The organism is Arthrobacter sp. NPDC056493, from assembly GCF_042795115.1.
GTDB lineage: Bacteria > Actinomycetota > Actinomycetes > Actinomycetales > Micrococcaceae > Arthrobacter.
Window position 1 is genome coordinate 1 of record NZ_JBHTSL010000004.1, and the last position, 26,225, is coordinate 26,225.

Genomic DNA, 26,225 nt, shown 5'->3' on the forward strand with positions numbered 1-26,225 from the left:
GCCCCCGCTACCTTGCTGGTAGCGGGGGCATCGCGTTTAAGCTTCGGTTCAAGCCGTGGCTTAGGTGTTGGGGCGCTTCCCGTGGTTCGCGCCGCCACGCTTACGGTCACGACGCTTACGTGCACGCTTGCTCATAGCTGGCCTCCTTAATTTCGTTACCCAAAAGAGTTGCCCTCCAGTCTCCCATATCAGCGGACAGGCCGCGAACCGGGGACGATGCGGGGGCGCAGGGAGACGCCGCGGTGCCCCCGGTCCGGCCCTACAGTGAGTTGCGGATCGAGACCCGGGCCTGCTCCAGGACCGTCCGCACCGTTTCCAGGGCCACGGGCGTCATGGGCCGGGCGCTGGTGTGAAGGCGCAGTTCGGTGCGCATGTCGTCGCGGAACGCCTGCAGCAGCATCTCAGCTTCCATGAGCATTCGCTGCCCCTCGGCGGTGAAGCGGCCCTGGCCGGCCAGGTCCGCCGATCTGGCGGCGGAGCGTGCCGCTTCGGCCGTGGCCGCCAGGTCCGCCCGCAGCCCGCGCATGTTGCTGCGGATATCGGCACGGAGGTCATCGGCCAGCCGCCGGACGGACGCTGCAATGTCGTTCTCGACGGTCTCCAGCTCCTCGCGCCGGCTGTCCAGTTCAGCCAGGCCCGCAGCGGTGATGCGGTAGTTGGTGCGGCGGCCCTGCGATTCCGTGGCCACCAGGCCTTCCTCCTCCAGCTTGCCCAGGCGAGGATAGATGGTTCCGGCACTGGGGGAATAGGTGCCGCCGAACCGGTCGCTGAGCGCCTTGATGAGTTCATACCCGTGCTTGGGCCCCGTCTCCAGGAGCGCCAGGAGGTAGAGCCGGAGCGCGCCGTGGGCAAAGACGGGAGGCATCAGAGCCCCTGTTCCGCGGTGGCCGGTGCCTGGCCGTGGAAGATGGACGTCTTCCCGGATACCGAGTTGGTCCGGACCAGCATGAGCTTGGCGTCCGGGCCCGAGATGGTCTGCACCTTGCCGCCGGGATGGCCGTACTTCCGGTCGTCGATGACCACCGGCCCGCTGGCCGACTGGGCCACGATGTCCACGCCGACGTCGTGCGGCACGCGGACGGTCAGGTCCCCGGACACCGAGTTCGCACCGAAGTCATGGGTGAAGCCGTGCAGGTCAAAGCTCATGTCCCCACTGACGGTGTTGGCCCGGATATTGCTGAACTGGCCGGACGCCGTGACCTCGCCGGACACACTCTTTGCGGTGAGGACGCCGCTGTGGTTCCGGGCGATCACCTCGCCGCTGACCGTGTTGACGTGCAGTTCACCGGAAGTCCCGTCGGCCAGCAGGGAGCCGGTCACGGTGCTGAGCCGGGTCCGTCCGTGGACACCCGAGACCAGGCCGTCCCCGCTGACGGTGCCCGCCTCAACCTCGACGCCCGCCGGGACGGCGATGCTGATGACCACGGAGTTGTTGCTGCTGTTGTTGACCGAGTCCATCAGGTTCTTGAACCAGCCCTGTGGACCGTGCAACTGGTGGCGGATTTCGAGGCGCCCGCCCGTCACTGAGATCGCCAGCGGATCCCCGATCACCTCCGATACCCCGATCCGCACCACGGCCTCGTCGTGCGTGACGATGTCCAGCCTGCCGCGGACAATGCCCACCTTCAGGTGGGAGACGCCGTCGACATCCATGGTCTGCGGGCCGGTGACGGTCCAGGAGTTCTCTTCCATGATCCCCTCCACTTGCGATATATCGTGACTGTGCAAGCCACGCTAGTCCCTCAGTGCCGGAAGATCAAGATATATCGCGAGTGGGTTTCCTACTCGGGCGAATCCATCCCGAGCCACTGGAACCAGCCACGGTGCAGCACCAGCCAGGCCATCAGCCCGTAGCCCGCCTGTCCCGGGGTGCCCCCGTTGGCCGCGAGGTCCTGGCGCCATTGTTCGTGGTTTAGCAGCGGCGAAAACGTGTCGACGTAGAGGTGCTTGCGCCGGGTGGTGACGTCGGCGAAGGCGGTGTTGAGCTCGCCGAGGCGGCGGTTCTGGACCGGATCCAGGGTAGGAGGCGGCCCCACGACGAAGACCTCCAGCCGCTTCTGGGTGGCTGAATCCAGGATGTTGGCGAGGTTCAGCCGGCTCCGGGCAGTGGACAGCCCGAACTCGATGTCCCGGCCGGACAGCCCGATGACCAGCCGGTTCTCGTGGTTGTCGCTGAACCTCCGGCCGGCCTCCTCGAGCCAGCGGGCAGACAGGCCCTCGGTGCCCTCCTGGGGACACGGAAGGGAAAAGCTCTCCACCGTCACGCCGTCCTGGGGAGTGCGGGCGAGCACCCTGCCCAGCCACCCCAGTGCCCGGGGGTCGCCGAGCCCGGCCAGCAGTTCATCTCCAACAGCTGCAATCCGCAGCTTCCTGTCTTCCACTACTACCTCTTCACTTGTTGGGAGGGCGTGTCCCGGATACGGACCGTTTGCATGCCAACACTAAAGGTCCATTAACTCACGCCGATTAAACAGAACTGCCCGGCTGGAACGGTATGTCACCGTCCGGCCGGGCAGCTGTTCTGCTACTTGCGTGCGAATGCCTGCTTCAGCAGTGCATCCTGCTCCGCAGCGTGGCGCTTCATGGAGCCGGCCGCGGTGGACGCCGAAGCCGGGCGTGACACCAGGCGCACCTTCCGGTCCAGGGCGGTAGGCAGGTGCAGCCCCATGAATGGCCACGGACCCTGGTTGGCGGGCTCGTCCTGCGCCCACACAACTTCTGCGTTCGGGTACTTGGCCAGCTCGGCCTCGATCTCCGCCTGCGGCAGCGGGTAGAGCTGCTCCACGCGGACGATCGCCGTCGTCTTGTCGCCGGTCTTCTGCCGGGTGGACAGAAGATCGTAGTACAGGCGTCCGGAGACGAGGAGAACGCGTTCGACGGCGTCCGCCGGCAGCTGCTCATGGTCACCGATCACCGGGCGGAAACCGCCGGTGGTGAAGTCCTCCACGGACGAGGCAGCGGCCTTGAGGCGCAGCAGCTGCTTCGGCGTGAAGATGATGAGCGGCTTGCGTGGCCGGCTGTAGGCCTGGCGGCGCAGCAGGTGGAAGTGCGAGGCCGCCGTCGTCGGGTTGGCGACGACGATGTTTTCCTCGGCGCACAGCTGCAGGAAGCGTTCGATGCGGGCCGAGGAGTGGTCCGGGCCCTGTCCTTCGTAGCCGTGCGGAAGCATCAGCACGAGCGACGAGCGCTGGCCCCACTTCTGTTCGGCGGACGAGATGAACTCATCGATGATGGTCTGCGCGCCGTTGACGAAATCGCCGAACTGTGCTTCCCACAGGACCAGGGCGTCGGGGCGCTCCACGGAGTAGCCGTATTCGAAGCCCATGGCCGCGTATTCGGACAGCAGGGAGTCGTAGATCCAGAGCTTGGCCTGGTTGTCCGACAGGTTGCCCAGCGGCAGCCACTCGTTGCCGTTGGCCCGGTCGTGGAACACGGCGTGGCGCTGGACGAAGGTTCCGCGGCGCGAGTCCTGGCCGGCGAGCCGGACGGGCACGCCTTCCATGATCAGGGAGCCGAACGCGGCGATCTCGCCGAAGCCCCAGTCGATGCCGCCTTCGCGGGACATCTGTTCACGCTTCTCCAGCAGCTGCTTGAGCTTGGCGTGCACGGTGAAGCCTTCGGGGATCTCCACGTGCGCCTTGCCGATGCGGGCAAGCGTATCGGCCGAGATGGCCGTCGACGCCGGGGCGTTCGTTCCGATGTCCGACTGCTGTGCCTGGGGACGCTCGATGTCCGATACCGCTGCCGAGTCGGCCGTGATGATCGGAATGGGCGAAGTCTGGGCGGCGTGGGTCTCGGCGAACACGCGCTCGAGGCGTTCCTGGTAGTCGCGGAGCAGCTGCTCGGCCTCTTCCTCGGTGATGTCGCCGCGGCCAATGAGCGACTCGGTGTAGAGCTTGCGTACCGAGCGCTTGGCTTCGATGAGGTTATACATCAGCGGCTGCGTCATCGAGGGGTCATCGCCCTCGTTGTGTCCACGGCGGCGGTAGCAGACCATGTCGATGACAACGTCCTTGTGGAACCGCTGGCGGAACTCGTAGGCGAGCTGGCCGATGCGGACGACTGCCTCGGGGTCATCGCCGTTCACGTGGAACACCGGAGCCTGGATCATCTTGGCGACGTCCGTGGAGTACGTGGACGAGCGCGACGAGGACGGTGCGGTGGTGAAGCCGACCTGGTTGTTGACCACGATGTGGATGGTTCCGCCGGTGCGGTAGCCGCGCAGCTGGGACAGGTTGAGCGTTTCCGCCACAACACCCTGGCCGGCGAAGGCTGCGTCACCGTGAACCATGATGGGCAGCACAGGGAACGACTGTCCCTGGTCAAGGCGGTCCTGCTTGGCGCGGACGATGCCTTCCAGGACCGAGTCAACGGCCTCAAGGTGGGACGGGTTGGCGGCGAGGTAGACCTTCGTCTCCTTGCCGTTGTCCGACGTGAACGTGCCCTCGGTGCCGAGGTGGTACTTGACGTCGCCGGAACCCTGGACGGAGCGCGGATCCTGGGTGCCTTCGAACTCGCGGAACACCTGGGCGTAGGTCTTTCCGGCGATGTTGGTCAGCACGTTCAGGCGGCCGCGGTGGGCCATGCCGATGGCAACCTCGTCCAGTGCGTCGTCGGCAGCGTCGGAGATGATGGCATCCAGCAGCGGAATCAGCGATTCGCCGCCCTCAAGCGAGAACCGCTTCTGGCCCACGAACTTGGTCTGCAGGAAGGTCTCGAAAGCCTCTGCGGCGTTCAGCTTGGAGACGATCCGCAGCTGTTCGTCGCGGCTCGGCTTGGAGTACGGGTGCTCCAGCTGGTCCTGGAACCACTTGCGCTCGGCCGGGTCCTGGATGTGCATGTACTCGATGCCGGTGGTGCGGCAGTAGGCGTCCCGGAGCACGCCAAGGATGTCGCGGAACTTGAGCATCGGCTTGCCGCCGAAGCCGCCAGTGGGCCACTCGCGGTCCAGGTCCCAGAGGGTCAGGCCGTAGGTGAGGACGTCGAGGTCGGGGTGCTTGCGCTGGACGTACTCGAGGGGATCGGTGTCCGCCATGAGGTGGCCGCGAACGCGGTAGGAGTGGATCAGCTGCTGGATCCGGGCGACCTTGTTGATCTGGTCGGACGGGTCCACCTGCAGGTCCGGGCTCCAGCGAACAGGCTCGTAAGGGATGCGCAGGGCTTCGAAGATCTCGTCGTAGAAGTCCTGCGCGCCGAGGAGCAGCGAGTGGACGAGCTTGAGGAATTCGCCGCTGCCTGCACCCTGGATGACGCGGTGGTCATAGGTGGAGGTCAGGGTGAGGATCTTGCTGATGGCGTTCTGCGCGATGATCTTCTCGCTCGCGCCCTGCCATTCGGCCGGGTAGTCGAGGGCGCCGACGCCGATGATGGCCGCCTGGCCCTTCGACAGACGGGGCACCGAGTGCACGGTGCCGATGCCGCCCGGGTTGGTCAGCGAGACGGTGGTTCCCGCGTGGTCGTCCGCCGTCAGCTTGCCGTTGCGGGCACGCTTGATGAGGTCTTCATAGGTGTGCCAGAACTCCGCAAAGTTCATCGTTTCGGCCTTCTTGATGTTGGGAACCATCAGAAGGCGGGTGCCGTCGGGCTTGGGCATGTCAATGGCGATGCCGAAGTTCACGTGTGCCGGCTGGACCGCAACGGGCTTGCCGTCGACCTCGTCGTAGTACACGTTCATGGACGGGAACTGGGACAGCGCCCGGACAACGGCGTAGCCGATGAGGTGGGTGAAGGAGACCTTGCCGCCGCGTGCGCGGGCCAGGTTGGAGTTGATGACAACCCGGTTGTCGATCAGGAGCTTGGCCGGAACCGCCCTCACGCTGGTGGCAGTGGGCACCTCGAGGCTCGTGACCATGTTCGACGCAATGGCCTTGGCCGGCCCGCGAAGGACGGACACGACGTCTTCCTCGGGGGCGGTGGGAGCTTTGACGTTCTTCGGCAGCTGCGCCGGGATGGGCTGGGCGCCGGTGCCCGCCTCGGTCTTCTTGGCGCCGTCGCGGGCCACCGTTGCCGGGGCCTTCTTGGCGGGTGCAGGCTGGGCGGGGGCTGCTGCCGGCGCCGGTGCCGGAGCTGCCGCAGGCGCCTGGGCCGCGGGAGTAGCGGATGCCGGTGCCGTCGCGGGCGCCGGGGGAGTGACAACGGGTATTTCGCGGGTAGCCGGATTGGCCGCCGGGGCCGTCACCGCCGGCACGCCGTTGGAAGATGGACCGTTGCCGCTGTCGAATGATTCGAACAGGGGCCACCATTTGGCATCGACCGTGTTCTTGTCCTGCTGGTAACGCTCGTACAGTTCGTCAACGAGCCACTCGTTTCCACCAAATTCCTCTGGCAGACGGTGGCTAGGCTGCTCTGGCACTTGAAATACGCCTCTTCCATGAGTTTGATTTCCCTCTGGTCGCCTAAGGTGCCACGGCACAACAATCGAACCAGTTTCTGTGTCCTATGAACCCAGACCTTTGCCAGTCTAGTGACCGTTCCGGCTTAACTGCCAATAAGGGTGACCCAAATCATGTACCGTCCGATTTATGGCGAAATGGCCGTCCAAACAGGCCCCGGACAGCGTCCTTTCCACCGCGCGCGGACACCGCGTCCGGACCGCGGGATGAGCCGCTCCGGTCCTCTCTGGCGGCTCATTGCTCCTGTAGACTGCAATCCTTATGGACAGTAAATACAGGTGCCATGGACGGTAGATCCGGGTGCCGGCCAGGGGGCTTACTCCCATGACGGAGTGGCTCCTTGTTGCTGCCGGCCTGATGCTCATCCTCGGAACCGGCTTCTTCGTTGCCGTCGAATTTTCCCTTATTGCGCTGGACCAGCCCACAGTGCAGCGTGCCGTTGACGACGGCGACGCAGCTGCGGTACCGCTGCTCAAGTGCCTGAAATCCCTGTCCACGCAGCTTTCCAGCTGCCAGCTCGGCATCACCATGACCACGCTTTTGACGGGTTACGTCATGGAGCCGTCCGTGGGGGCGCTGCTCGAGGTGCCCATTGCCGCCGTCGGCATCCCGGAGCCGGTGGCCGGTTCCGTTTCCCTCGTGGTCGCCATGGTGGTCGCAACCGGGCTGTCCATGCTCCTGGGCGAGCTCGTTCCCAAAAACATGGCCATTGCCCTCGCGTTCCGCATGGGCCGCACCCTGGCACGGCCCCAGCTGGTCTTTACCGCGATTTTCAAGCCTGCCATCGTGGTCCTGAACGGTTTTTCCAACAAGGTGCTGAATGTCTTCGGGCTGGAGGCCAAGGAGGAGATTTCCGGCGCCCGCACGCCCGCAGAGCTTGCATCCCTGGTACGCAGGTCCGCGGCCATGGGCACGCTCGATCCGGGGACCGCGAACTTCATTGCCCGCACGCTGAACTTCTCCGGACGCAGCGCAGCTGATGTGATGACTCCGCGCATCCGCGTCGAAACCATCGACGCCGACCAGCCGGTGTCGGACATCATCGATGCGGCCCGCCGCAGCGGATATTCGCGCTTCCCCGTCATCGGTGAATCAGCGGACGACATCCGCGGGCTGGTGCACGTCAAGAAGGCGATTGCGGTCCCGCCGAACCGCCGGCGAAAGCTTGAGGCGGGTGCCATCATGACGGACGTCCTCAGGGTGCCCGAAACCATCCACCTCGATGCCCTGCTCGCCGAACTGCGGGAGGGCAACCTGCAGCTTGCTGTGGTGCTGGACGAGTACGGCGGAACTGCCGGCATAGCCACGCTGGAGGACCTGGTCGAGGAAATCGTGGGCGAAGTGGCCGACGAGCACGACAAAGTCCGGCCCGGGCTGCTGCAAAGCGCCTCCGGTGACTGGTATTTTCCTGGCCTGATGCGGCCGGACGAACTCTCGGAACAGATTCCGGGCCTCACCGTTCCCGACGAGGCCGCGTACGAGACGGTGGGCGGGTACGTCATGAGCGAGCTCGGACGGATACCCCAGGTGGGGGACATTGTGGAAGCCGGCGGCGGAACGCTCAGCGTCACCAGGATGGACGGCCGGCGCATCGACCGGATCTGCTTCAGGCCGCACCGTGAACCGCAGGACCCGCCCGCCGCTGACCAGGCCGGCAGGAGCACAGTGGTCAAACATGGGCCGGCCAACCACGGCAAGCCGGGGAACGGGAAATCAGGGAACGGCGGCCGGCCATGAGCGACTGGGCGGGACTGCTCTGGCTGGTGCTGCTGCTCCTGGGCAATGCCTTTTTCGTGGCCGCGGAATTCGCCGTCATGTCAGCACGCCGGAGCCAGATCGAGCCCCTGGCGGACCAGGGTGTACTGCGCGCACAGACCACCCTTCGGGCCATGGAGAACGTCTCGCTGATGCTGGCGTGCGCGCAACTGGGCATCACAGTGTGCTCGCTGCTGATCCTTCTGGTCGCGGAGCCGGCCATCCACCACCTGTTGGCCGTACCCCTGGCCGGGCTGGGCGTGCCCGCCGAAATTGCCGACGTCTCGGCGTTTGCCGTGGCCCTGATGCTGGTGACGTTCCTGCATGTGACGTTTGGCGAGATGGTGCCCAAAAACATTTCCGTGTCCGTTGCCGACAAGGCGGCGCTGCTCCTGGCTCCGCCGCTGATGTTCATTGCAAGGATCGTGAACCCGGTCATCGCGGCACTGAACTGGTCCGCGAACCACATCCTGCGGCTGATGCGCATCGAGCCCAAGGACGAGGTCAGCTCTACGTTCACGCTGGAGGAGGTGCAATCCATCGTGCAGGAGTCCACGCGGCACGGCCTGGTGGACGACGACGCCGGCCTGATCACCGGCGCCCTCGAATTCTCGGAGTACACCGCCGGCAGTGTCATGGTTCCACTGGAGCGGCTGGTCATGCTGAGGTCGTCAACCTCCCCGCTGGAGTTTGAAAAGGCTGTCAGCCGGACCGGTTTCTCCCGCTTCCCGATGCTGGACGATGACAACCTGCTGGCTGGCTACCTCCACATCAAGGATGTGCTTGCCATCCCGGAATCCGGTTATGAGCTGCCCATCGCGGAGAGCCGCATCCGGTCACTGGCCAATCTCTCGCGCGACGACGAGATAGAAAAGGCGATGTCCGTGATGCAGCGCTCCGGCTCCCACCTGGCGCGCGTCATCGGGCCGGGCGGCCAGACCGAGGGCGTGCTGTTCCTGGAGGACGTGATCGAGCAGCTTGTGGGGGAAATCCGGGATGCCACCCAGGCCAAGGGCATCCGGCGGCTGGGCAGGCCCGACGGCGAATAGCCGACCCGGGTGTACCGGCGGCGCACCGCCGTCGTGAATTCTAAATAGGAATCATTCCTATTTAGCGATACACTCGACTAGGGGTTGCCCCTCCCCGCAACCCGATCTGTCCAGAACCGAGGTATTTTCCGTGCCCAGCAACGCCCGCACCGTCCTGACCGCCGCCCTGGCCGGATTCGGCCTGCTCCTGACCGGCTGCGGATCGCCGGCGTCTGAGTCGGCAGGCAAAGCAACTGATGGCCGCATCGCCGTTGTCACATCCACGAACGTCTACGGGGACATCGTTGAGGTCGTCGGCGGGGACAAGGTCAACGTCGCGGCCATCATCTCCCGTCCGAGCCAGGATCCGCACTCCTACGAAGCCAACGCCCAGGACCGGCTGAAGGTGTCCAAGGCCAAGCTGGTGGTGGAAAACGGTGGCGGCTATGACGACTTCATCCACACCTTGGCGGACGACAGCAACGTGCCGCACGAGAACATCATCAGTGCCGTGGAGGTGTCGGGATTGGCGCCGGAATCGGCAGCCACCGCCTCCGCCCACGCCCAGGACGGGCACTCCCATGACCATGGCGACTTCAACGAACACGTCTGGTACAGCTTTGACGCCATGACACACCTTGCGGATGCCGTGGCAGCCCGGCTTGGCGCGCTCGACGCCGCCTCGGCCGACCAGTTCAAGGCCAACGCCGCCGGGTTCAAGTCCGGTCTCGCGAAGCTGGAGAGTAAGATTTCCGCAATGAAGACCTCGCACGGCGGTGCCGGCGTCGCCGTGACCGAACCGGTGCCCCTCTACCTGCTCGAAGCTGCAGGACTGGTGAACCGCACCCCTGCCGAGTACACGGCCGCCGTCGAGGAAGGCGCCGACGTTCCGCCCGCCGTCCTGAGGGCAGCCACCTCGACGGCCGCCGCCAAGGACACACGCTTCCTCGCCTACAACGAGCAGACGGAAGGCCCGCAGACCCAGGCTGTCAAAAACGCCGCCAGCGCTTCGGGAACGCCGGTGGTGAACTTCACTGAAACGCTTCCAGACGGCAAGACCTACCTGGAATGGATGGCGGACAACGTGGACAACATCAGCAACGCACTGAAGAGCCAGCGTTGAACCCAGTCATCAGCCTGAAGCAGGCATCGCTGAAGTTCGGCCGGCGCGCGCTCTGGGAAGGCCTGGACCTGGACATCAATCCGGGGGAGTTCTTCGCGGTGCTGGGTCCCAACGGCAGCGGCAAGACCAGCTTCCTCAAAGTCCTCCTGGGGCTTCAGGAGCTGCACTCCGGCCAGGCCAACCTCGGCGGACACCCGGTGGAGCGGGGCAGCCACATGATCGGCTATGTCCCGCAGCAGAAGCCCTTCCTGCCGGACACCCCCATGCGCGCCCGTGACCTGGTGGGACTGGGCGTCGACGGGCATCGCTGGGGAATCCGGCTCGGCACCGCCAAAGCCAACCGCAGGATTGACGAACTGCTGGAGCTCGTCGGGGCAAGCGACTATGCCAAAGTTCCCGTCGGGCAATTATCCGGCGGTGAGCAGCAGCGCCTGCGTGTGGCGCAGGCCCTGGCCACCGACCCGAAGGTGCTGCTGTGCGACGAACCGCTCCTGTCCTTGGACCTGCACCACCAGCAGGCCGTTAGCGCGCTCATCAACAAGCAATGCCATGACCGGAAGAGCGCCGTGGTGTTCGTGACCCATGAGATCAACCCCATCATCGACTACGTGGACCGGATCCTGTACCTGGCCGGCGGCAGGTTCAGCGTGGGAACGCCGCACGAGGTGATGACCACCGAAGTCCTTTCCGATCTTTACGACAGCAACGTGGAAGTGATCCATGCCAACGGCCGGATCGTCGTCGTCGGTCTGCCCGACGCCACCACCCACCATCATGACGACGCGCACGCCGCTGCGGGGGAGGGTTCCTGATGGATCTGGCATCTTTCCTGCAAACGGTGTTCAACTTCGAGAACTATGGCGAGCTGCTGGTGCTGGTGCAGAACTCGCTGTGGGCCGGCGCGGTGCTTGGACTCCTCGGCGGTCTGGTGGGGACCTTTGTCATGAAGCGCGACCTGGCGTTCGCGGTCCACGGAATTTCCGAACTGTCGTTCGCCGGCGCCGCCTTCGCGCTCCTCATTGGCACCGACGTGGTGTTCGGCTCCCTGGTGGGGTCCGTGGCGGCTGCGCTGCTGCTCGGGCTCATGGGTGTTAGGGCGCGGGACAAGAACTCCATCATCGGCGTCATCATGCCCTTCGGCCTGGGCCTTGGGATTCTTTTCCTGTCGCTCTATGAGGGCAGGGCCGCCAACAAGTTCGGACTCCTGACCGGGCAGATTGTGTCGGTGGACACTGTTCAGCTGCAGGTCCTGGCCGGGACCGCGGTGGCCGTGATGGCGGCGCTGTGCTTCATCTGGCGCCCGCTGAGCTTCGCCAGCGTTGATCCGGAGCTGGCCGAGGCCCGCGGCGTTCCCGTGCGGTCGCTGGCCCTGGTGTTCATGGTGCTCCTGGGTGTCAGTGTGGCGCTTTCCATCCAGATTGTGGGCGCGCTGCTGGTTCTTGCCCTGCTGATCACGCCGGCGGCTGCGGCCCTGCGGGTGACGTCCTCGCCGCGACTCGTGGTGCTGCTGAGCGTGGTGTTCGCCGTTTCGGCGACCGTGGGGGGAATACTGCTGGCCCTCGGCGGGCGCATCCCCATCAGCCCCTACGTCACCACGCTGTCGTTCCTGATTTACGTCGTGTGCCGGGTCATCGGCAGCGTCCGCGCCAAGCGCGGCCTCAACGGCAGGGTCATGCGGACCGTCTAACTACCTGTATCCGTGGCGTTACTGCGCGGCGGCCTTGCGTGCGGAGCAGTCAGGGCAGAGCCCATAGATCTCAACGGTGTGGGCCACTTCCGTGAAGCCGTGCTCCTGCGCGGTCCGCGCGGCCCAGCTTTCGACGGCGGGCGCCTCCACTTCCACAGCCTTGCCGCAGTTGCGGCACAGGAGGTGGTGGTGGTGCACCGTCACGGCGCAGCGGCGGTAGACGGCCTCGCCGTCGCCGTTGCGGAGCACGTCCACGAGTTCCTCGTCGGCCAGCGACTGCAGGATCCGGTAGGCTGTGGCCAGGGAGACCGACACGCCCTTGTTCTGGAGGATCCGGTACAGCTCCTGGGTGCTCACGAAGTCATTGAGCTCGTCCAGGGCGGCGCTCACAGCGATCCGCTGCTTGGTGACGCGCTGCTCTTTCCCTCCAACCGCCGTCAAAGGTGCCTGTGGTCTGCCGTCAGCGCTGGCGCGTTGTGGCATGGATGAACTCGCTTTTCTTTCGGGTAATGACAAGCTTTAACGTTACCAGCCGGAGCCGCGTGGACACTGATCGGGCCCGTCCCTAGGCTGGCTTCATGAAGCTGACAAAATTCACGCATGCCTGTGTCCGGCTCGAAAAGGACGGCCGGGTGCTGGTCCTGGATCCGGGGACATTCTCCGAAACCGCCGAGGCGCTGGACGGCGCACACGCCGTCCTCATCACGCACGAGCACGCCGACCACATCGATGTTCCCGCCGTGGCTGCTGCGCTCGGGGACAACGGAGGGCTGGAGCTCTTCGCGCCGGAGGGCGTGGCGCAGAACGTGCGCAAGGAAGCGCCGGACGCCGCGGAACGGGTGCATGCCGTGGAGCCCGGGACGGCTTTTGACGCTGCAGGGTTTGCGGTCCGCAGCTTCGGCGGCCAGCACGCGCTGATTCACCCCCAGATTCCGGTGGTCGCCAACATCGGCTACCTCGTGGACGAGAACGTGTACCACCCGGGCGACTCGTTCATCATCCCGGACGGCATCAGCGTGCGCACGCTCCTGGTCCCGGTCCACGCCCCGTGGAACAAGGTCGGCGAGGTGGTGGACTTTGTGATCGGCGTCCGCGCCGAGCGGGCCTTCAACATCCATGACGGGCTGCTGAACGACACCGGTCTGGGGCTGGTGGAGGGCCACGTCAAACGGATCGGGGCAAAGTACGGCACCGAGTACGCCCACCTCTCCAGCCGGGAATCGGTGGATCTTTAGGGCTGCCAGACGCCCGTCTCGAAGAACGCCATCAGCGTGTCCTCGTGTGGCTGCGGATCCAGTCCCTGGGCCGCCAGCCACGCAGGGCTGTAGTGGCTGCCGGCGTACCGGTCACCGCCGTCGCACATCAGGGACACCACGCTGCCGCGTTCCCCGTTCGATACCATCTGGGCCACGAGCTGCCAGACGCCCCAGAGGTTGGTGCCCGTGGACGGCCCGGCGTGCAGCCCCGCCAGCGTGTGCAGGTGCCGCATGGCTGCGACCGACGCGGCGTCGGGTACCTGGATCATGTGGTCGATGACCGAGGGGACGAAGCTTGGCTCCATGCGGGGCCGCCCGATCCCTTCGATCCGGGAAGGCATGCCGGTGCTGAAATCCGCAATGCCGCTCCGCCAGCCGGGATAGAAGGCGGAGTTCTCCGGGTCGACCACCGCCAGGGACGTGGCGTGGCGGTGGTAGCGGAGGTAGCGGCCGATCGTGGCGCTGGTTCCGCCGGTGCCGGCTCCCACCACGATCCAGCGGGGGACCGGATGCTCCTCCAGCGCCAGTTGCTCAAAGATGGACTCGGCAATGTTGTTGTTGCCCCGCCAGTCCGTGGCGCGCTCGGCGTAGGTGAACTGGTCCATGTAGTGGCCGCCGCTTGTGGCGGCAACCTCGGCGGCGGCCGCGTACACCTCTGAGGCATGGTCCACCAGGAGGCAGGCGCCGCCGAACTGTTCGATCAGGGCGATCTTTTCCGGGCTGGTGGTGCGGGTCATCACGGCGATGAACGGCACGCCCAGGAGTTGTGCGAAGTAGGCCTCTGAAACCGCGGTGCTGCCGCTGGAGGCCTCCACGATGGTGGTACCCTCGCGGATCCAGCCGTTCACCAGCCCGAACAGGAAGAGGGAACGGGCCAGCCGGTGTTTCAGGCTGCCGGAGCGGTGCGTGGATTCGTCCTTGAGGTACAGCTGGACGCCCCAGTGTTCCGGCAGCGGCACCGAATACAGGTGGGTGTCTGCCGACCGGTTGTTTTCCGCGTTGATCTTGCGGACAGCTTCGTCCGCCCATGCCCGGTCCCGGGTCGCTCCTCGGTTCACCTAATCCACCTGTTCACCGAATCAGCCTACCGGCGAGCGTGGCCGGGCAGGGCTAAAGTGGGTGACGTCCCGCCGTCGGCGGCTTTCCGGCAACCCCAAGGAGACAGATGGACACCCTCATTGACGTGGCCGGGCTGAACGCCCGGAAGGCCTCCGGTCAGCGGACTGTGGTGCTGGATGTCCGCTGGGCGCTCGGGGATCCGGAGGGCCGCAGCCATTACCTCCAAGAGCACATCCCCGGTGCCGTGTACGTCGACCTGCCCACGCAGCTGGCGGACTCCGCCGACCCTGTCCGCGGACGCCACCCGTTGCCGTCACAGCCCCGCTTCCAGGATGCCGCTCGGTCGTGGGGCATTTGCGACGGCGACGTCGTGGTTGCCTATGACGATGCCGGCAACACCTCCGCAGCCCGGCTGTGGTGGATGCTCCGGGACGCCGGCGTCCGCACCGTTTACCTGCTCGACGGCGGCCTGGTCGCCTGGCGTGCGGCAGGGTTGCCGTTGGAGGGTGGCCCGGTGGAGCCGGACACCGGAGACGTGACGCTTGCCAGCGGTGGCATGGCAGTGACCGACGCCGACGGGGCCGCGGACTGGGCCGCCGGAGGCGTGCTGCTGGATGCGCGCGCCGGAGAACGGTACCGCGGGGAAGTTGAACCGGTGGATCCCCGGGCCGGCCACATTCCCGGCGCCGTCAGCGCTCCCACCACCGGGAACCTCGACGACGACGGCCGCTTCCTGCCGCCGGCGGAGCTGCGGCGCCGCTTTGCACGCCTGGGGGTGGACGCAACGACGCCCACCGCTGTCTACTGCGGCAGCGGCGTGACAGCCTCGCATGAGATCGCCGCCCTGGAAATCGCCGGTTTCAGCGCCGCGCTGTTCCCCGGCTCCTTCTCCCAATGGTGCAACGACGCCTCCCGTCACGTGATTACGGGTGCCGATCCCGGAGCGTGATCGCGGGAGGCGCTGCAAGCTGGCCCGTGAAACGCTGCGGCAATTGGAAGTCACCCGGGAGCCGCGGTAGCGTCGCCATATGACTCCTGGACGACCCGTACCCCCGCCGCTGAACCTGCGGATCCCGCTGGAAGAGACCGCCGTCGAAGCGCTGGAAGGACGTCTCGCCGCTGCCCGTGGCGCATCATCGGCGACGAGCGGACTGGTTGCGCTGACCGTTGCCCGCCGGGCACCCAAGGCCGACGACGTCGAGATTGCCATCGAGTTCTGCGGGCTATGCCACTCGGACGTTCACGCCACCCGGGGGGAGTGGGGCAACCAGAACTATCCCCTCGTACCTGGCCACGAGATCGTGGGCAGGGTCAGCCGCGTTGGCTCGGACGTGAAGGACCTTCAGCCGGGAGACCGGGTGGGTGTGGGCTGCATGGTTGACTCCTGCCGCGAATGCGGGAGCTGCCTCGAAGGGCTGGAGCAGTACTGTGAACGCGGCATGACCGGGACATACGGTGCCAAGGACGCCAGGAACGGGGACGCTGTCACCCAGGGCGGTTACGCATCCTCCGTGGTGGTGGACCGGCGGTACGTCCTGCGGGTGCCGGAAAACCTCGACCCGGCGGCGGCTGCCCCGCTGCTCTGTGCGGGGATCACCACGTTCTCGCCGCTGCGCCACTTCGGTGTGCGGGAAGGCCACGTGGTCGGCGTCGTGGGCCTGGGCGGCCTCGGCCACATGGCCGTCAAACTGGCCAAGGCGATGGGCGCCGAGGTCAAGGTCTTCACTACCTCTGAGTCCAAGGTTTCGGCTGCGCTTGAGTTGGGTGCCGACGCAGTAGTACTTTCCCGGGACGAGAAAGCGATGGCCGCTGAGAACCGGAGCGTCGACGTCATTATCGATACGGTGGCAGCACCGCACGACCTCAACCCGTTTTTGCGGACCCTGCGCCGGGACGGCGCCCTTTTCCAGCTGGGGCTGCCCTCCGATGCCATGCCGCCGGTTAACCCCGGGGCACTGATCAGGAGGCGGATTTCGTACGCCGGGTCCCTGATTGGTGGTATCGCTGAGACGCAGGAGATGCTCGACTTCTGCGCCGAGCACGGGGTCGTCTCGGACATCGAACTTGTTGGCGCTGAGCAACTTAACGCGGCCTATGACCGGATGGTCGCAGGTGATGTGAAGTACCGTTTTGTCCTGGATACATCCACGCTGCAGGAACCGTCGGAAAGGGCTGACGCATGAGCACGCTGTTCACCAAGATTCTCAACGGGGAGATCCCTGGCCGGTTTGTCTGGCGCGAGCAGGACGTCGCGGCATTCCTGACCATGGGACCGCTTGCTGACGGGCACACGCTGGTGGTTCCGACCGAGGAAGTGGACCGCTGGACGGACGCCTCGCCCGAGACGCTGGCCAGGGTCATGGAAGTGGCGCGGCGCATCGGTGCGGTGCAGGTGGACACTTTCGGGGCAGCCCGGGCAGGACTCATCGTGGCTGGTTACGAGATCAACCACATGCACGTGCACGTGTGGCCTTCCAACAGCATGGCGGAATTCAATTTCGCCACAGCCGAGCACAACCCGGACCCGGCCAGGCTGGACGCCAATGCAGAGAAGCTGCGGGCAGGCCTTCGCGATGCCGGCTACGGGGAGTTCGTGCCGGAGGCCTAGGCAGAATCTGGTCCGGCCCTCCGGAAAACCCCTAACTGGCCCACTCTCCATCGGGCCCAGGTGACAAGGTATGCCCCGGCCCTGCCCCGCCAGTTACGGCCCTGCCCCGCCAGTTACGGCCCTGCACCGCCAGTTACGGCGCCGGGCCGGACTCTTCGTGCCGGTGAGTTTCGCTGTCGCCGGGTCCGGGCAAGTCTGGTTCACTCAGTCCCGACCGTGGCAATCCGGTTCCGGACAACCTGGTCCCCGGGAGTGGCGGTGCGGTGGAGCGGTAGCTGTGGCCGGTTGGGGTGGTGATTTCGAAGGTATGCCGGGGGCCCGGTCTGGGGTTTGCTTTCCAGCCGGGGAGTTCTTTGGTGTGGTTGCAGGCTTCGCAGAGTCCGGCGCCGTTGGCGAGGGATGTTGGGCCGTTGTTGTGCCAGGGGATGATGTGGTCGTGGTGGCGGATGGGTGCGTCGCAGTAGGGTGTGCGGCAGGTGTTGTCGCGGATTTGGATGAAGCGGCGCAGTGGTGCCGGGAAGAGCCGGCGCCGGGAGTCCATCGCCACCAGATCGCCGGTCTCCGGGGCGGTGTAGAGCCGGCGGAGCCAGATCTTGAGCTCCTTCGCGGCGTCCTGCTGGCCGGTGGTTGAGCCGGAAGCGGGGCGCCAGGCCTCGTGCCCGGGTCCTTGGGCCGCCGTTTGTCCCTCTCCCTGTTCTTTATGCTGTGCGTGTTCTTCTTGTCCCGGGGTGAGGAGGTCCCGTGCCCAGGGGGCGGGGACTACACCGTAGCCAGCAAGCCTTGCGGGTTCGCTGTCGCCCTGGAGGAGGGTGCGGTCGGTCATGACGAGGCTGATGTCGATGCCGGTGATGCCGCCGGGGGTGCCGGTGGTCCATTCGACGAGGGTGTCGGCCTTGATCTGCCCGAGGCTGCGGGGGTCGCCGGCGGATTTAAGGGTGTCTGCGTGCCGGGTCAGGGCCGCATACACTGCGACTCCCTCATGGGCGGGCAGCAACGCGGTCAGGTAGGTCATGCAGTCCGGAGCGGGGCGCAGGCTCACAGACCGCTCCGACGCGGCGTGGCTGGCGCGCTGCGTGACGGAGCGGGAGTCCCGCCGAGTGGCGGCGGCCTTGACAGCGGCGATGACGGCCCGGGTCCCGGCGCCATTGAACGTCCCCGTATCCGCAGCCAGCTCCTCATCGACCGCCGAGCGGTCTTCCACGGTCAGGCAGGCTGTTTCCTTCACGACATACATGGCGCGCTCTTCGTTCAGCTGCCCGGTGTCCAGCGCCGCCAGGCTGTGCGGCATCTCGGTCACCAGGGCCTTGGCCATGCCAAGCAGCCGGCCGCCGCGATGCGGGGACTCGCCGCGGGCAAGTGCGATCTGCTCCGCCACCCCAAGGTTCTGTTCTTTGGGCCGTCTCTTGCCCAGGTCCTCCGCAGACACGGCGTTGCTGTCAGCCTGTGTCCCGCGTTCGGCTTGTTCCTCGCGGTGCCTGACCTCGAAGGTGACGGCAAGCCGGGCTTGTTGCCCGGTAGCCCAGCGTTTGAATTTTTCCAGCGCCTGGGTCTGGTCGATCAGTCCGGGACCGTCGGCGGTGAGGTCGGCCGTCAAGATGACCTCTGCCGCCGCCAGCCTTGCGTCGAGACTCAGCCGAGGCGCATCAGCGACGGAGGGCGCACCGCCGGCGAACACCGCGTCGTAAAACAGTGCCTCGGGAAACGGATCCACCGGAAAGGATTCCGGATAGGCGGTGTCGAGGCCATCGTCGTAGGGAGCCCCGTCCTCCAGGAACCCGTCAGCCCGGAAGCCGTCGTCCGCGAACTCATCGAACGGAAAAGCCTCGTCAGAGAACCAACCGTCTGGAATCACGTCAAAGCGACGAAACGCGTCTGGAAGAAGGGTCCCGGGACCCGCGGCAGCACGCAGGTCGCCGCCGTGCGGCGCCACTGCTGTCAGTGCCCAATTCCCGATGCCTTCCATGAACACAGTCTGCCAACAGGCACTGACATTAAAGGGCTCATCGGACGCCCGGGGAGGGTGGATCCAAAAAAGTTTTTTGGGTTCCACACGGGAACGAAAACCGGGTAACAGATCAGGGCGTTCCCAGCGGTGGGAACGCCCTGATCTGGTACCCAGTTGGGCGCCCGAAGCCAACCAAGCATTCGGCTGGAAGCAAGCCCGCCGACTAGAAAGCCCGAGCCGCGGCAGCGCCGCCGTCGTACGGGGTCATCTCGTATGACCGAAGGGAATCCAGGTAACAGCTCAGGGCGTTCCCAGCCGCCAGAACGCCCTGACCTGCCTCCCAGTTGGGCCCTTGGCGGGTGGGAAGCCCAAGACGCGGGAGCATCTAGGAGGGGAGCCGGGCTGGCGACAAAGAAAAAGCCAGGACCCCCGGGCGGGGATCCTGGCTTTGAGCTTTGTTGTCTAGTCGACCGGAACCGGTGCCTTTTCGTTCAACCGGTCAGTCTCATCGTGCCAGTCGGAGCTGAGCGGCCTAAGGGTCGCTTCGACGGCCCGTGAATGGTGGGCGCAGAAGAGCAGCTCGCCCCCGGAGGACTCAAGTACAACCCGGACGTATGCCTGCGCGCCGCAACGGTCACACCGGTCAGCTGCGGTTAGCGTGCGGTCGGCAACTGCTGTTGTCATGTCGGCCTCCTTAGTAGATCTGTACATCTATATAACCAGCATTCGCCGCCAAACCATGGCAAGGATGGGTCACTTTCGCTGTCCGCGTATCACGTGTGCGTAACGAACGCCGGGAGCGGGGACTCGTGTCGGGAGTGGCAGTCCGGCATTTGGCGGCATCGGGACTAGGCTAGAGGGAGCTTTTTAACGCCTATCCGGCCTGTTCCCCAAAGGAGTTCACAACCTGTGGCACCGAGTTCTGATTACACCGCCCGCCACCTTTCGGTGCTGGAGGGGCTGGAGGCCGTGCGGAAACGCCCCGGCATGTACATCGGATCCACGGACTCCCGCGGCCTCATGCACTGTCTCTGGGAAATCATCGACAACTCCGTCGATGAGGCGCTGGCCGGCTTTGGCCACGACATCAAGATCATCCTGCACGCGGACAACTCCGTAGAGATCCACGACGACGGCCGCGGCATTCCCGTCGACGTCGAACCTAAGACGGGCCTCACCGGCGTCGAGGTTGTCTTCACCAAGCTGCACGCGGGCGGCAAGTTCGGCGGCGGCTCCTACACCGCCTCCGGTGGGCTCCACGGCGTCGGCGCCTCCGTCGTCAACGCCCTCTCCGCGCGTCTCGACGCCGAGGTGGACCGGGGCGGCAAGACGTACAGGATGTCGTTCCGCCGGGGCGAGCCTGGCCGCTTCAACGACAACGGCCGGCCCAGCCCTGCCGCCACCTTCGCGCCGTTCGTCGAAGACTCTGTCCTCGACATCGTCGGGAAGGCCAAACGCGGCGTCACCGGAACACGCATCCGCTACTGGGCAGACACCCAAATCTTTACGACGGACGCCCGGTTCTCCTACGAGGAACTCACCGCACGGGCCCGTCAGACCTCCTTTCTGGTCCCCGGCCTGAAGATCACGGTGCGCGATGAGCGCAAGCTTCCCGGCACGCCCGGTGAGCTCGGGGCCCACGAGGAAGTGTTCCACCACGACGGCGGCATCTCCGAGTTCGTGGAATTCCTCGCCGCAGACTCCGGGGTCACTGACGTCTGGCGCCTGCACGGCGCCGGTAAGTTCAAGGAAACCGTGCCTGTGCTGGATGAGAAAGGCCACAGCAAGATCGCGGAAGTGGAACGAGACTGCGAAGTGGACGTCGCACTGCGTTGGGGAATCGGCTACGACACCTCTGTCCGCAGCTTTGTGAACATCATCTCCACGCCGAAGGGCGGCACCCACCAGGCCGGCTTCGAGCAGGCCCTGGTCAAGACGTTCCGGAAGACCGTGGAAGCTAACGCGCGGAAACTCAAGGCCGGTAACGACAAGATCGAGAAAGACGACATCTTCGCCGGACTCACCGCGGTCCTGACCGTACGGCTCGCCGAGCCGCAGTTCGAGGGCCAGACGAAGGAAATCCTGGGCACCTCCGCGGTCAAAGCCATCGTGGCGCGGGTTGTGGAGAAGGAGATCGCCGCCAAGCTCAGCTCCTCGAACCGCAACGACAAGGCCCAGTCGGCGCTGCTGCTGGAAAAAATCGTCAGCGAGATGAAGTCGCGCATCTCGGCGCGAGTCCATAAGGAGACGCAGCGCCGCAAAACTGCGCTCGAGACGTCGTCGATGCCCACCAAGCTGGCCGACTGCCGCACCGACGACGTCGCCCGTTCCGAATTGTTCATCGTGGAGGGTGACTCGGCCCTCGGCACGGCCAAGCTGGCGCGCTCCTCCGACTTCCAGGCACTGTTGCCGATCCGCGGAAAGATCCTGAACGTCCAAAAGGCCTCCGTGGGCGACATGCTCTCGAACGCCGAGTGCGCGGCCCTCATCCAAGTGGTGGGAGCCGGATCCGGACGGAGCTTCGCGATCGAAGCGGCCCGGTACGGGAAGGTCATCCTGATGACCGACGCCGACGTCGACGGCGCCCACATCCGTACGCTGCTGCTCACCCTGTTCTTCCGCTACATGCGGCCGATGGTGGAGGCGGGCCGCGTCTTTGCTGCTGTGCCGCCGCTGCACCGGGTGGAAGTCATCAACCCCGGGCAAAAAGCCAACGAGATGATCTATACCTATTCCGAGGCGGAGCTGCACGGCCTGCTGGCGAAGCTTGCCGCCGAAGGCAGGAAATACAAGGAACCCATCCAGCGCTACAAGGGACTGGGTGAGATGGACGCCGAGCAGCTGGCCGAGACCACCATGGACCCCCGTCACCGCATGCTCCGCAAGGTCAACATCGAGAACGCGCAGCAGGCGGAAGCAACATTCGACCTGCTGATGGGATCGGACGTCGCGCCGCGCAAGGACTTCATCATCGCCGGCGCCTCCAGCCTGGACCGCGAACGCATCGACGCCTAGGCAGGCTCAGCCAACAGACGGCCTTAGCCCAGCAGGCCCGGAACGATCAGCAGGGCGGTGGGCATCGCGAGCAGCAGCGTGCACACGGCGAGGACGGCTGCGCGGAGTCCGCCGGCGAGTGGGGGCTTGGGTGAGAGAAGGCGGCTGACGCGTGACGCCGTCGTACTTGCCGGGCCGGCGCCGCCGGCACCATCGGGCAGCTGCAGGCCTGCTCCCGCAAGGCCTGCCGGTTCGACGACGGCGGCCCCCTGGGGTGCCGCCGAGCCGCTTGCGACGATGGCTATGGCCTTGATCAGGGTTGCCTTGCTCTCTGTCTTGAGGGCAACGTCGTCTGCCAGCATTTCAATCAGCGAGTTCACGGATTCCTGGGCAAGGCGCGTGGTGGGCAGCCACGGCAGTGCCTGGCGCCAGGCGGCGAAGGCCCACAGCAGCAGGTGGTGGCGCTGGGTCAGGTGCGCGTTTTCGTGAATCAGGACGGCACGCAGCTCCGCTGGTTCCAAGGCGGCCATGAGGCCGTCGGAGAGGACCGTGACGGAGCGGGCGCCGCCGGGCAGGCAGTACGCCACGGGCGAATCGTGGCTGATGACCACCGTGCCGGGGCCGTCGTCGGACGGCGAGGCCAGAAGGGCCAGCAGTTCCCGGTGGCGCCTGCGCTGGCGCTCAATCTTGTAGTAGGTCAGCAGCAGCGTGAAGACGAGGTGCGCGGTCAGCAGTGCCGCCGCGGAGAGCGCGAAGAGATGCCAGAAACCCAGCGCGGTGGTGGGCGCTGCAAAAAGCACCATGCCTGCCAGCGCACGGAGGCCCGCAATCAGGTTGTCGCCGACGGGTTCGAGGCCGTAGACCAGCATGGCGCCGATCATGGAGAGGCCACCGGCGAGGGCGATGGCCTGCCACAGCACCATGGCCGTAAAAGGGTCGCGCGCCGGCCAGTGGGCGCGCGAAAGCAGGATAGGTACCGGCCAGGCCAGTACTATCGCCAGGACCGCCAGGAAATATGAGGTCCAGAACATTAGGTGCTAGCTGTGGCCAAGCAGTTTGCGCAGCGTCTCGGCTTCACTTTCGGTCACCGAACCGATGAAGCGGGCCAGCACGGCCTCGCGGTCCGGAGCGGATCCCAGCACTTCGTGCATGAGTTCGGCGGTGTGGTCTTCGCGGCTGGATACAGCCTGGTAGCGGTGCGGCCGGGTGCCGCGTTCGCGTTCCACGAGGCCCTTCTTTTCGAGGCGCGAAAGGACCGTCAACACGGTGGTTACCGCCAGGTCCTTGCCCTCGTGCCCCGCTGCTCCGCCATGCGCTGCCGTGCTCTGCGCAAGCAGGTCCCGCAGCGTGTTGGCCGTCGCTGCTTCGTGGCCCGCCCAGAGCAGGTCCATGACTGCGCGTTCCAGTTCCCCAAGACTTGCCATCTGTACATCCTTTTGACAACGCACTGCCAAGGGCCGGTTGCCCGGCCCGTGCCGTGATTCCAATACTGCAACTTCAAATCTATCGCGTTTGGCCGCTTGTTTCTACATGAGGTAGAACGTTCGGCGCGTCGCGGGTGATTGCGTTCCTCCGATGTGCATGCAACCGTGTTTACAGTGTTCGACCCGTGTTCTACACTCTGTAGAAGTTGAAGTTCTACGTTGCGTAGAAAACAACGCTGGAGAGCTAGACCCAACCGTAAGTAGGGACCGCCTTGGACGCCTTGGAAATCGCACGCTGGCAATTCGGAATCACCACCGTCTACCACTTCATGATGGTGCCGCTGACAATCGGCCTCGGCCTGGTGGTCGCGGTGATGCAGACCGTCTGGTACCGCACCGCGAATCCGGCCTATCTGCGGATGACCAAGTTCTGGGGAAAGCTCTTCCTCATCAACTTCATCATGGGTGTGGCCACGGGCATCGTCCAGGAGTTCCAGTTCGGCATGGCCTGGAGCGAATACAGCCGCTTCGTGGGTGACGTCTTCGGCGCCCCGCTGGCCCTCGAGGCGCTCCTGGCGTTCTTCGTCGAGTCCACCTTCCTGGGCCTGTGGATCTTCGGCTGGAAGCAGCTGAAGAAAGGCGTGCACCTCGCCTCCCTCTGGATCGCCGTCGTCGGCTCGTTCTTTTCCGCGTACTTCATCATTGTGGCCAACAGCTGGATGCAGCACCCCGTCGGCGTCACGATGGTTGACGGCCGCCCGGTCATGACCGACGCCTGGGCCGTCTTCACCAACAACACCGCCCTCGTGGCCGTGCCCCACACGCTCTTCGGTGCCCTCGCCGTGGCCGGCGGGTTCCTGCTGGGCATCGCCTGGTACCACCTCTGGCGCAGGCGCCGCGACGGCATCGACACCATCGGCGCGGATGGCAAGGTGGTTGCCGGGGAGGCCGGGATCCCTGGCCGCGACCGCACCGACTACTCAGTCTGGATCAAATCGCTGCGGATCGGCGCCGCCGTCGCCATGATCTCCTTTGCCGGAACCGCCATCACCGGCGACCTACAGGGCAAGCTGATGTTTGAACAGCAGCCCATGAAGATGGCCGCCGCCGAGGCCGCGTGCCACGACGGCACCGGCTTCTCGGTCCTGAGCGTCGGCAACCTCGGCTCCAAGAACTGCGATGACATCAAGGCCGTGATCGAGGTCCCCGGCATTCTGTCCTTCCTCGCCAAGGGCGACTTCACCACGGAGGTCAAGGGCGTCAACAGCCTCCTGGACCAGTACAAGGCGGACTACGGCACGCACGTGCCGGACAACCCCATCTACGGCGACCGGGCCGGCCAGGAAGTCCAGTACGTTCCGGTCATGGAGGTCACCTATTGGGGCTTCAGGGCCATGATCGGATTTGGCGGCCTCGCCGCCCTCGCCGCCCTGGTGGCCCTCTGGCTGACCCGCAAGGGGACCGTGCCCGAGTCGCGCTGGCTGATGCGGCTGGCCGTGTTCGGCATCCTGGCCCCCTTTGGTGCCAACGCCGCGGGCTGGATCTTCACGGAAATGGGCCGGCAGCCGTTCGTCGTGGCCCCCAACCCCGACCTCAACGGCATCGACCAGGTCTTCATGTTCACCGCTGCGGCCGTTTCGCCGGGCGTGTCCGCCGGTGAGATCCTGACCTCGCTCGTGGTCCTCACCCTGATCTACGCGGTGCTCCTGGTGGTGGAAGTGAAGCTGCTTGTGAAGTACGTGCGTGGCGGCGTCGTCTCGGCCATGCCCGAACTGGTCCACGCGCCGGTCGACGAGAACGAGGACGCCACACCCGGCGGCGGGCCGGACAAGCCCGGAACCCCCGACGACGTCCTGGCCTTCGCCTACTAAGACCCGAGCCTATTAAGACCGAGGATACAAAGCATGGAACTGCTGCCAACCATCTGGTTCATTGCCATCGCCGTCCTGTGGACCGGCTACCTCTTCCTGGAGGGATTCGACCTGGGCGTCGGGATGCTGATGAAGATCTTTGCCCGCAACAACACTGAACGCCGCGTGCTCCTCAACACCATCGGGCCGGTCTGGGACGGCAACGAAGTCTGGCTCCTGACCGCCGGCGGCGCCACCTTCGCGGCCTTCCCGTTCTGGTACGCCTCCCTGTTCTCCGCCCTGTACCTGCCGCTGCTGCTGGTCCTGGTCGCGCTGATCTTCCGTGCGGTCGCGTTCGAATACCGCGGCAAGGTGGACACGGACCGCTGGCGCAACACCTGGGACTGGGCGATCGCCGCCGGCTCCTTCCTCGCCGCCTTCGGCGTGGGCGCCGCACTGGGGCTGACCACCACCGGCCTGCCGCTGGACGCCAACGGCGACCGCGACGGCGGGCCGTTCGCCTGGTTCAGCTGGTACGCCGTGCTGGGCGGACTGGCGGTGGCCGGCTTCGCCCTGTTGCACGCCCTGGCATTCCTGGCACTGAAGACCGACGGCGACGTCCGGCACCGTGCGCGGCAGTGGTTCGTCCGGCTGCTTCCCGTCCTGCTCCTCCCGATGGCCGGCTGGGCCATCGGCGTGCAGGTCCTCAGCGGGAAAGCCTGGACACTGGTTGTCCTCGCTGTGGCCGTGGTTGCCGCCGCGGTAGCCTGGGCCCAGGCCCGGAAGGGCAACGAAGGCAGGGCCTTCCTGGCAACCGGCGTGTTCCTGCTGGGCGGCTCCGCCTCCATCTTCGGGGCAGTGTTCCCGGTGGTCCTGCCCTCCACCATCGACCCCGCCTTCAACCTCACCATCGCCAACGCTTCATCGTCCGACTACACCCTTGGCCTGATGACCATCGTGGCGTGCGTCGGATTGCCGCTGGTGATCGCCTACCAGGCCTGGACGTACTGGGTGTTCCGCCGCCGGGTCAGCGCCGCGCACATCCCCGAGGCACACAGTTTCCTGCCCGCTGTCGCGGCGAAAGCCCTCCTCAGGAAAGACTGA

The 26,225-nt window shown here is 65.8% G+C and carries 23 protein-coding genes; 12 read left to right on the plus strand and 11 right to left on the minus strand.

Translation table 11 applies throughout. The annotated features are described in order from the left end of the window. Positions 1-60: 60 nt before the first annotated feature. The 5 genes from ACFQ50_RS02510 to ACFQ50_RS02530 all read right to left on the minus strand — a co-directional run bounded on the left by ACFQ50_RS02510 (position 61) and on the right by ACFQ50_RS02530 (position 6,352). On the minus strand, positions 61-135 hold the full coding sequence (locus tag ACFQ50_RS02510; RefSeq protein ID WP_369299106.1) for a 50S ribosomal protein bL37: 75 nt from the start codon (positions 133-135) through the stop codon (positions 61-63). 124 nt (positions 136-259) lie between these two features. Continuing rightward, the gene (locus ACFQ50_RS02515) at positions 260-865 is read right to left on the minus strand and encodes a PadR family transcriptional regulator (RefSeq protein ID WP_377993953.1); all 606 of its coding nucleotides are present in this window, start codon (positions 863-865) and stop codon (positions 260-262) included. Beyond that, entirely contained in the window at positions 865-1,692 is an 828-nt protein-coding gene (locus tag ACFQ50_RS02520; protein WP_377993954.1) for a DUF4097 domain-containing protein, read from the minus strand. Before ACFQ50_RS02520 ends, ACFQ50_RS02515 begins: the two co-directional genes overlap by 1 nt. Before the next feature lie 89 nt (positions 1,693-1,781). Next, on the minus strand, positions 1,782-2,381 hold the full coding sequence (locus ACFQ50_RS02525; RefSeq protein WP_377993955.1) for a GDSL-type esterase/lipase family protein: 600 nt from the start codon (positions 2,379-2,381) through the stop codon (positions 1,782-1,784). A gap of 143 nt (positions 2,382-2,524) precedes the next feature. Further along, the gene (locus tag ACFQ50_RS02530; RefSeq protein WP_377993956.1) at positions 2,525-6,352 is read right to left on the minus strand and encodes a multifunctional oxoglutarate decarboxylase/oxoglutarate dehydrogenase thiamine pyrophosphate-binding subunit/dihydrolipoyllysine-residue succinyltransferase subunit; all 3,828 of its coding nucleotides are present in this window, start codon (positions 6,350-6,352) and stop codon (positions 2,525-2,527) included. A 364-nt stretch (positions 6,353-6,716) separates the two neighbouring features. On the opposite strand from ACFQ50_RS02530, the gene ACFQ50_RS02535 reads away from it, so the two are divergent. The 5 genes from ACFQ50_RS02535 (at position 6,717) to ACFQ50_RS02555 (ending at position 11,985) form a co-directional block, all read left to right on the plus strand. Beyond that, positions 6,717-8,129 carry a hemolysin family protein gene (locus tag ACFQ50_RS02535; RefSeq protein ID WP_377993957.1) on the plus strand — a complete coding sequence of 471 codons (1,413 nt, stop codon included), beginning with the start codon at positions 6,717-6,719 and terminating at the stop codon, positions 8,127-8,129. Further along, entirely contained in the window at positions 8,126-9,196 is a 1,071-nt protein-coding gene (locus tag ACFQ50_RS02540) for a hemolysin family protein (protein WP_377993958.1), read from the plus strand. Before ACFQ50_RS02535 ends, ACFQ50_RS02540 begins: the two co-directional genes overlap by 4 nt. Positions 9,197-9,326: 130 nt before the next feature. Beyond that, positions 9,327-10,298, plus strand: coding sequence for a metal ABC transporter solute-binding protein, Zn/Mn family (locus ACFQ50_RS02545; protein ID WP_377993959.1), 972 nt, complete (start codon positions 9,327-9,329; stop codon positions 10,296-10,298). After that, positions 10,295-11,110, plus strand: a complete 816-nt coding sequence (locus tag ACFQ50_RS02550) for a metal ABC transporter ATP-binding protein (protein WP_377993960.1) — start codon at positions 10,295-10,297, stop codon at positions 11,108-11,110. Before ACFQ50_RS02545 ends, ACFQ50_RS02550 begins: the two co-directional genes overlap by 4 nt. Beyond that, a complete protein-coding gene (locus tag ACFQ50_RS02555; protein ID WP_377993961.1) occupies positions 11,110-11,985 on the plus strand; it encodes a metal ABC transporter permease in 876 nt (291 codons plus the stop codon). The genes ACFQ50_RS02550 and ACFQ50_RS02555 overlap by 1 nt, the downstream gene beginning before the upstream one ends. Before the next feature lie 18 nt (positions 11,986-12,003). Here the strand turns inward: ACFQ50_RS02555 and ACFQ50_RS02560 are convergent, their stop codons facing one another. Continuing rightward, positions 12,004-12,468 carry a Fur family transcriptional regulator gene (locus ACFQ50_RS02560; protein ID WP_377993962.1) on the minus strand — a complete coding sequence of 155 codons (465 nt, stop codon included), beginning with the start codon at positions 12,466-12,468 and terminating at the stop codon, positions 12,004-12,006. Positions 12,469-12,563: 95 nt separating this feature from the next. On the opposite strand from ACFQ50_RS02560, the gene ACFQ50_RS02565 reads away from it, so the two are divergent. Next, positions 12,564-13,220: an MBL fold metallo-hydrolase gene (locus tag ACFQ50_RS02565; RefSeq protein WP_377993963.1), complete on the plus strand. Its 657-nt coding sequence runs from the start codon at positions 12,564-12,566 to the stop codon at positions 13,218-13,220. Here ACFQ50_RS02565 and ACFQ50_RS02570 read toward each other — a convergent pair. Then, positions 13,217-14,299, minus strand: coding sequence for a PLP-dependent cysteine synthase family protein (locus tag ACFQ50_RS02570; RefSeq protein ID WP_377993964.1), 1,083 nt, complete (start codon positions 14,297-14,299; stop codon positions 13,217-13,219). The genes ACFQ50_RS02565 and ACFQ50_RS02570 overlap by 4 nt on opposite strands. 107 nt (positions 14,300-14,406) lie before the next feature. Here ACFQ50_RS02570 and ACFQ50_RS02575 point away from each other — a divergent pair, with 107 nt between their 5' ends. The 3 genes from ACFQ50_RS02575 (at position 14,407) to ACFQ50_RS02585 (ending at position 16,908) form a co-directional block, all read left to right on the plus strand. Next, positions 14,407-15,249: a sulfurtransferase gene (locus ACFQ50_RS02575; RefSeq protein WP_377993965.1), complete on the plus strand. Its 843-nt coding sequence runs from the start codon at positions 14,407-14,409 to the stop codon at positions 15,247-15,249. 79 nt (positions 15,250-15,328) lie between these two features. Continuing rightward, positions 15,329-16,483: an NAD(P)-dependent alcohol dehydrogenase gene (locus ACFQ50_RS02580; RefSeq protein WP_377993966.1), complete on the plus strand. Its 1,155-nt coding sequence runs from the start codon at positions 15,329-15,331 to the stop codon at positions 16,481-16,483. Continuing rightward, positions 16,480-16,908 (plus strand): HIT family protein, encoded by a 429-nt coding sequence (locus ACFQ50_RS02585; protein ID WP_377993967.1) that lies wholly within the window; start codon positions 16,480-16,482, stop codon positions 16,906-16,908. The genes ACFQ50_RS02580 and ACFQ50_RS02585 overlap by 4 nt, the downstream gene beginning before the upstream one ends. A gap of 133 nt (positions 16,909-17,041) precedes the next feature. Here ACFQ50_RS02585 and ACFQ50_RS02590 read toward each other — a convergent pair whose 3' ends face one another. After that, on the minus strand, positions 17,042-18,871 hold the full coding sequence (locus tag ACFQ50_RS02590) for an HNH endonuclease (RefSeq protein ID WP_377993968.1): 1,830 nt from the start codon (positions 18,869-18,871) through the stop codon (positions 17,042-17,044). 444 nt (positions 18,872-19,315) lie between these two features. Beyond that, the gene (locus ACFQ50_RS02595; RefSeq protein ID WP_377993969.1) at positions 19,316-19,537 is read right to left on the minus strand and encodes a hypothetical protein; all 222 of its coding nucleotides are present in this window, start codon (positions 19,535-19,537) and stop codon (positions 19,316-19,318) included. A gap of 225 nt (positions 19,538-19,762) precedes the next feature. On the opposite strand from ACFQ50_RS02595, the gene ACFQ50_RS02600 reads away from it, so the two are divergent. Beyond that, entirely contained in the window at positions 19,763-21,868 is a 2,106-nt protein-coding gene (locus ACFQ50_RS02600; RefSeq protein ID WP_377993970.1) for a type IIA DNA topoisomerase subunit B, read from the plus strand. 23 nt (positions 21,869-21,891) lie between these two features. Here ACFQ50_RS02600 and ACFQ50_RS02605 read toward each other — a convergent pair whose 3' ends face one another. Beyond that, positions 21,892-22,878, minus strand: a complete 987-nt coding sequence (locus ACFQ50_RS02605) for a M56 family metallopeptidase (RefSeq protein WP_377993971.1) — start codon at positions 22,876-22,878, stop codon at positions 21,892-21,894. Positions 22,879-22,884: 6 nt separating this feature from the next. Then, positions 22,885-23,271, minus strand: coding sequence for a BlaI/MecI/CopY family transcriptional regulator (locus ACFQ50_RS02610; RefSeq protein ID WP_190603345.1), 387 nt, complete (start codon positions 23,269-23,271; stop codon positions 22,885-22,887). A 272-nt stretch (positions 23,272-23,543) separates the two neighbouring features. Here ACFQ50_RS02610 and ACFQ50_RS02615 point away from each other — a divergent pair, with 272 nt between their 5' ends. Together ACFQ50_RS02615 and cydB are read left to right on the plus strand one after the other, a co-directional pair. Next, positions 23,544-25,142, plus strand: a complete 1,599-nt coding sequence (locus tag ACFQ50_RS02615; protein ID WP_377993972.1) for a cytochrome ubiquinol oxidase subunit I — start codon at positions 23,544-23,546, stop codon at positions 25,140-25,142. Between the two features lie 33 nt (positions 25,143-25,175). Continuing rightward, positions 25,176-26,225, plus strand: a complete 1,050-nt coding sequence (cydB, locus tag ACFQ50_RS02620) for a cytochrome d ubiquinol oxidase subunit II (RefSeq protein WP_377993973.1) — start codon at positions 25,176-25,178, stop codon at positions 26,223-26,225.

What these genes read in the sequence shown, in the direction of transcription:
- ACFQ50_RS02515 (WP_377993953.1), bottom strand. Translation starts at nt 865, where the DNA reads ATGCCTCCCGTCTTTGCCCACGGCGCGCTCCGGCTCTACCTCCTGGCG.
- ACFQ50_RS02520 (WP_377993954.1), bottom strand. Translation starts at nt 1,692, where the DNA reads ATGGAAGAGAACTCCTGGACCGTCACCGGCCCGCAGACCATGGATGTC.
- ACFQ50_RS02535 (WP_377993957.1), top strand. Translation starts at nt 6,717, where the DNA reads ATGACGGAGTGGCTCCTTGTTGCTGCCGGCCTGATGCTCATCCTCGGA.
- ACFQ50_RS02540 (WP_377993958.1), top strand. Translation starts at nt 8,126, where the DNA reads ATGAGCGACTGGGCGGGACTGCTCTGGCTGGTGCTGCTGCTCCTGGGC.
- ACFQ50_RS02555 (WP_377993961.1), top strand. Translation starts at nt 11,110, where the DNA reads ATGGATCTGGCATCTTTCCTGCAAACGGTGTTCAACTTCGAGAACTAT.
- ACFQ50_RS02560 (WP_377993962.1), bottom strand. Translation starts at nt 12,468, where the DNA reads ATGCCACAACGCGCCAGCGCTGACGGCAGACCACAGGCACCTTTGACG.
- ACFQ50_RS02565 (WP_377993963.1), top strand. Translation starts at nt 12,564, where the DNA reads ATGAAGCTGACAAAATTCACGCATGCCTGTGTCCGGCTCGAAAAGGAC.
- ACFQ50_RS02575 (WP_377993965.1), top strand. Translation starts at nt 14,407, where the DNA reads ATGGACACCCTCATTGACGTGGCCGGGCTGAACGCCCGGAAGGCCTCC.
- ACFQ50_RS02580 (WP_377993966.1), top strand. Translation starts at nt 15,329, where the DNA reads ATGACTCCTGGACGACCCGTACCCCCGCCGCTGAACCTGCGGATCCCG.
- ACFQ50_RS02585 (WP_377993967.1), top strand. Translation starts at nt 16,480, where the DNA reads ATGAGCACGCTGTTCACCAAGATTCTCAACGGGGAGATCCCTGGCCGG.
- ACFQ50_RS02590 (WP_377993968.1), bottom strand. Translation starts at nt 18,871, where the DNA reads ATGGAAGGCATCGGGAATTGGGCACTGACAGCAGTGGCGCCGCACGGC.
- ACFQ50_RS02595 (WP_377993969.1), bottom strand. Translation starts at nt 19,537, where the DNA reads ATGACAACAGCAGTTGCCGACCGCACGCTAACCGCAGCTGACCGGTGT.
- ACFQ50_RS02605 (WP_377993971.1), bottom strand. Translation starts at nt 22,878, where the DNA reads ATGTTCTGGACCTCATATTTCCTGGCGGTCCTGGCGATAGTACTGGCC.
- ACFQ50_RS02610 (WP_190603345.1), bottom strand. Translation starts at nt 23,271, where the DNA reads ATGGCAAGTCTTGGGGAACTGGAACGCGCAGTCATGGACCTGCTCTGG.
- cydB (WP_377993973.1), top strand. Translation starts at nt 25,176, where the DNA reads ATGGAACTGCTGCCAACCATCTGGTTCATTGCCATCGCCGTCCTGTGG.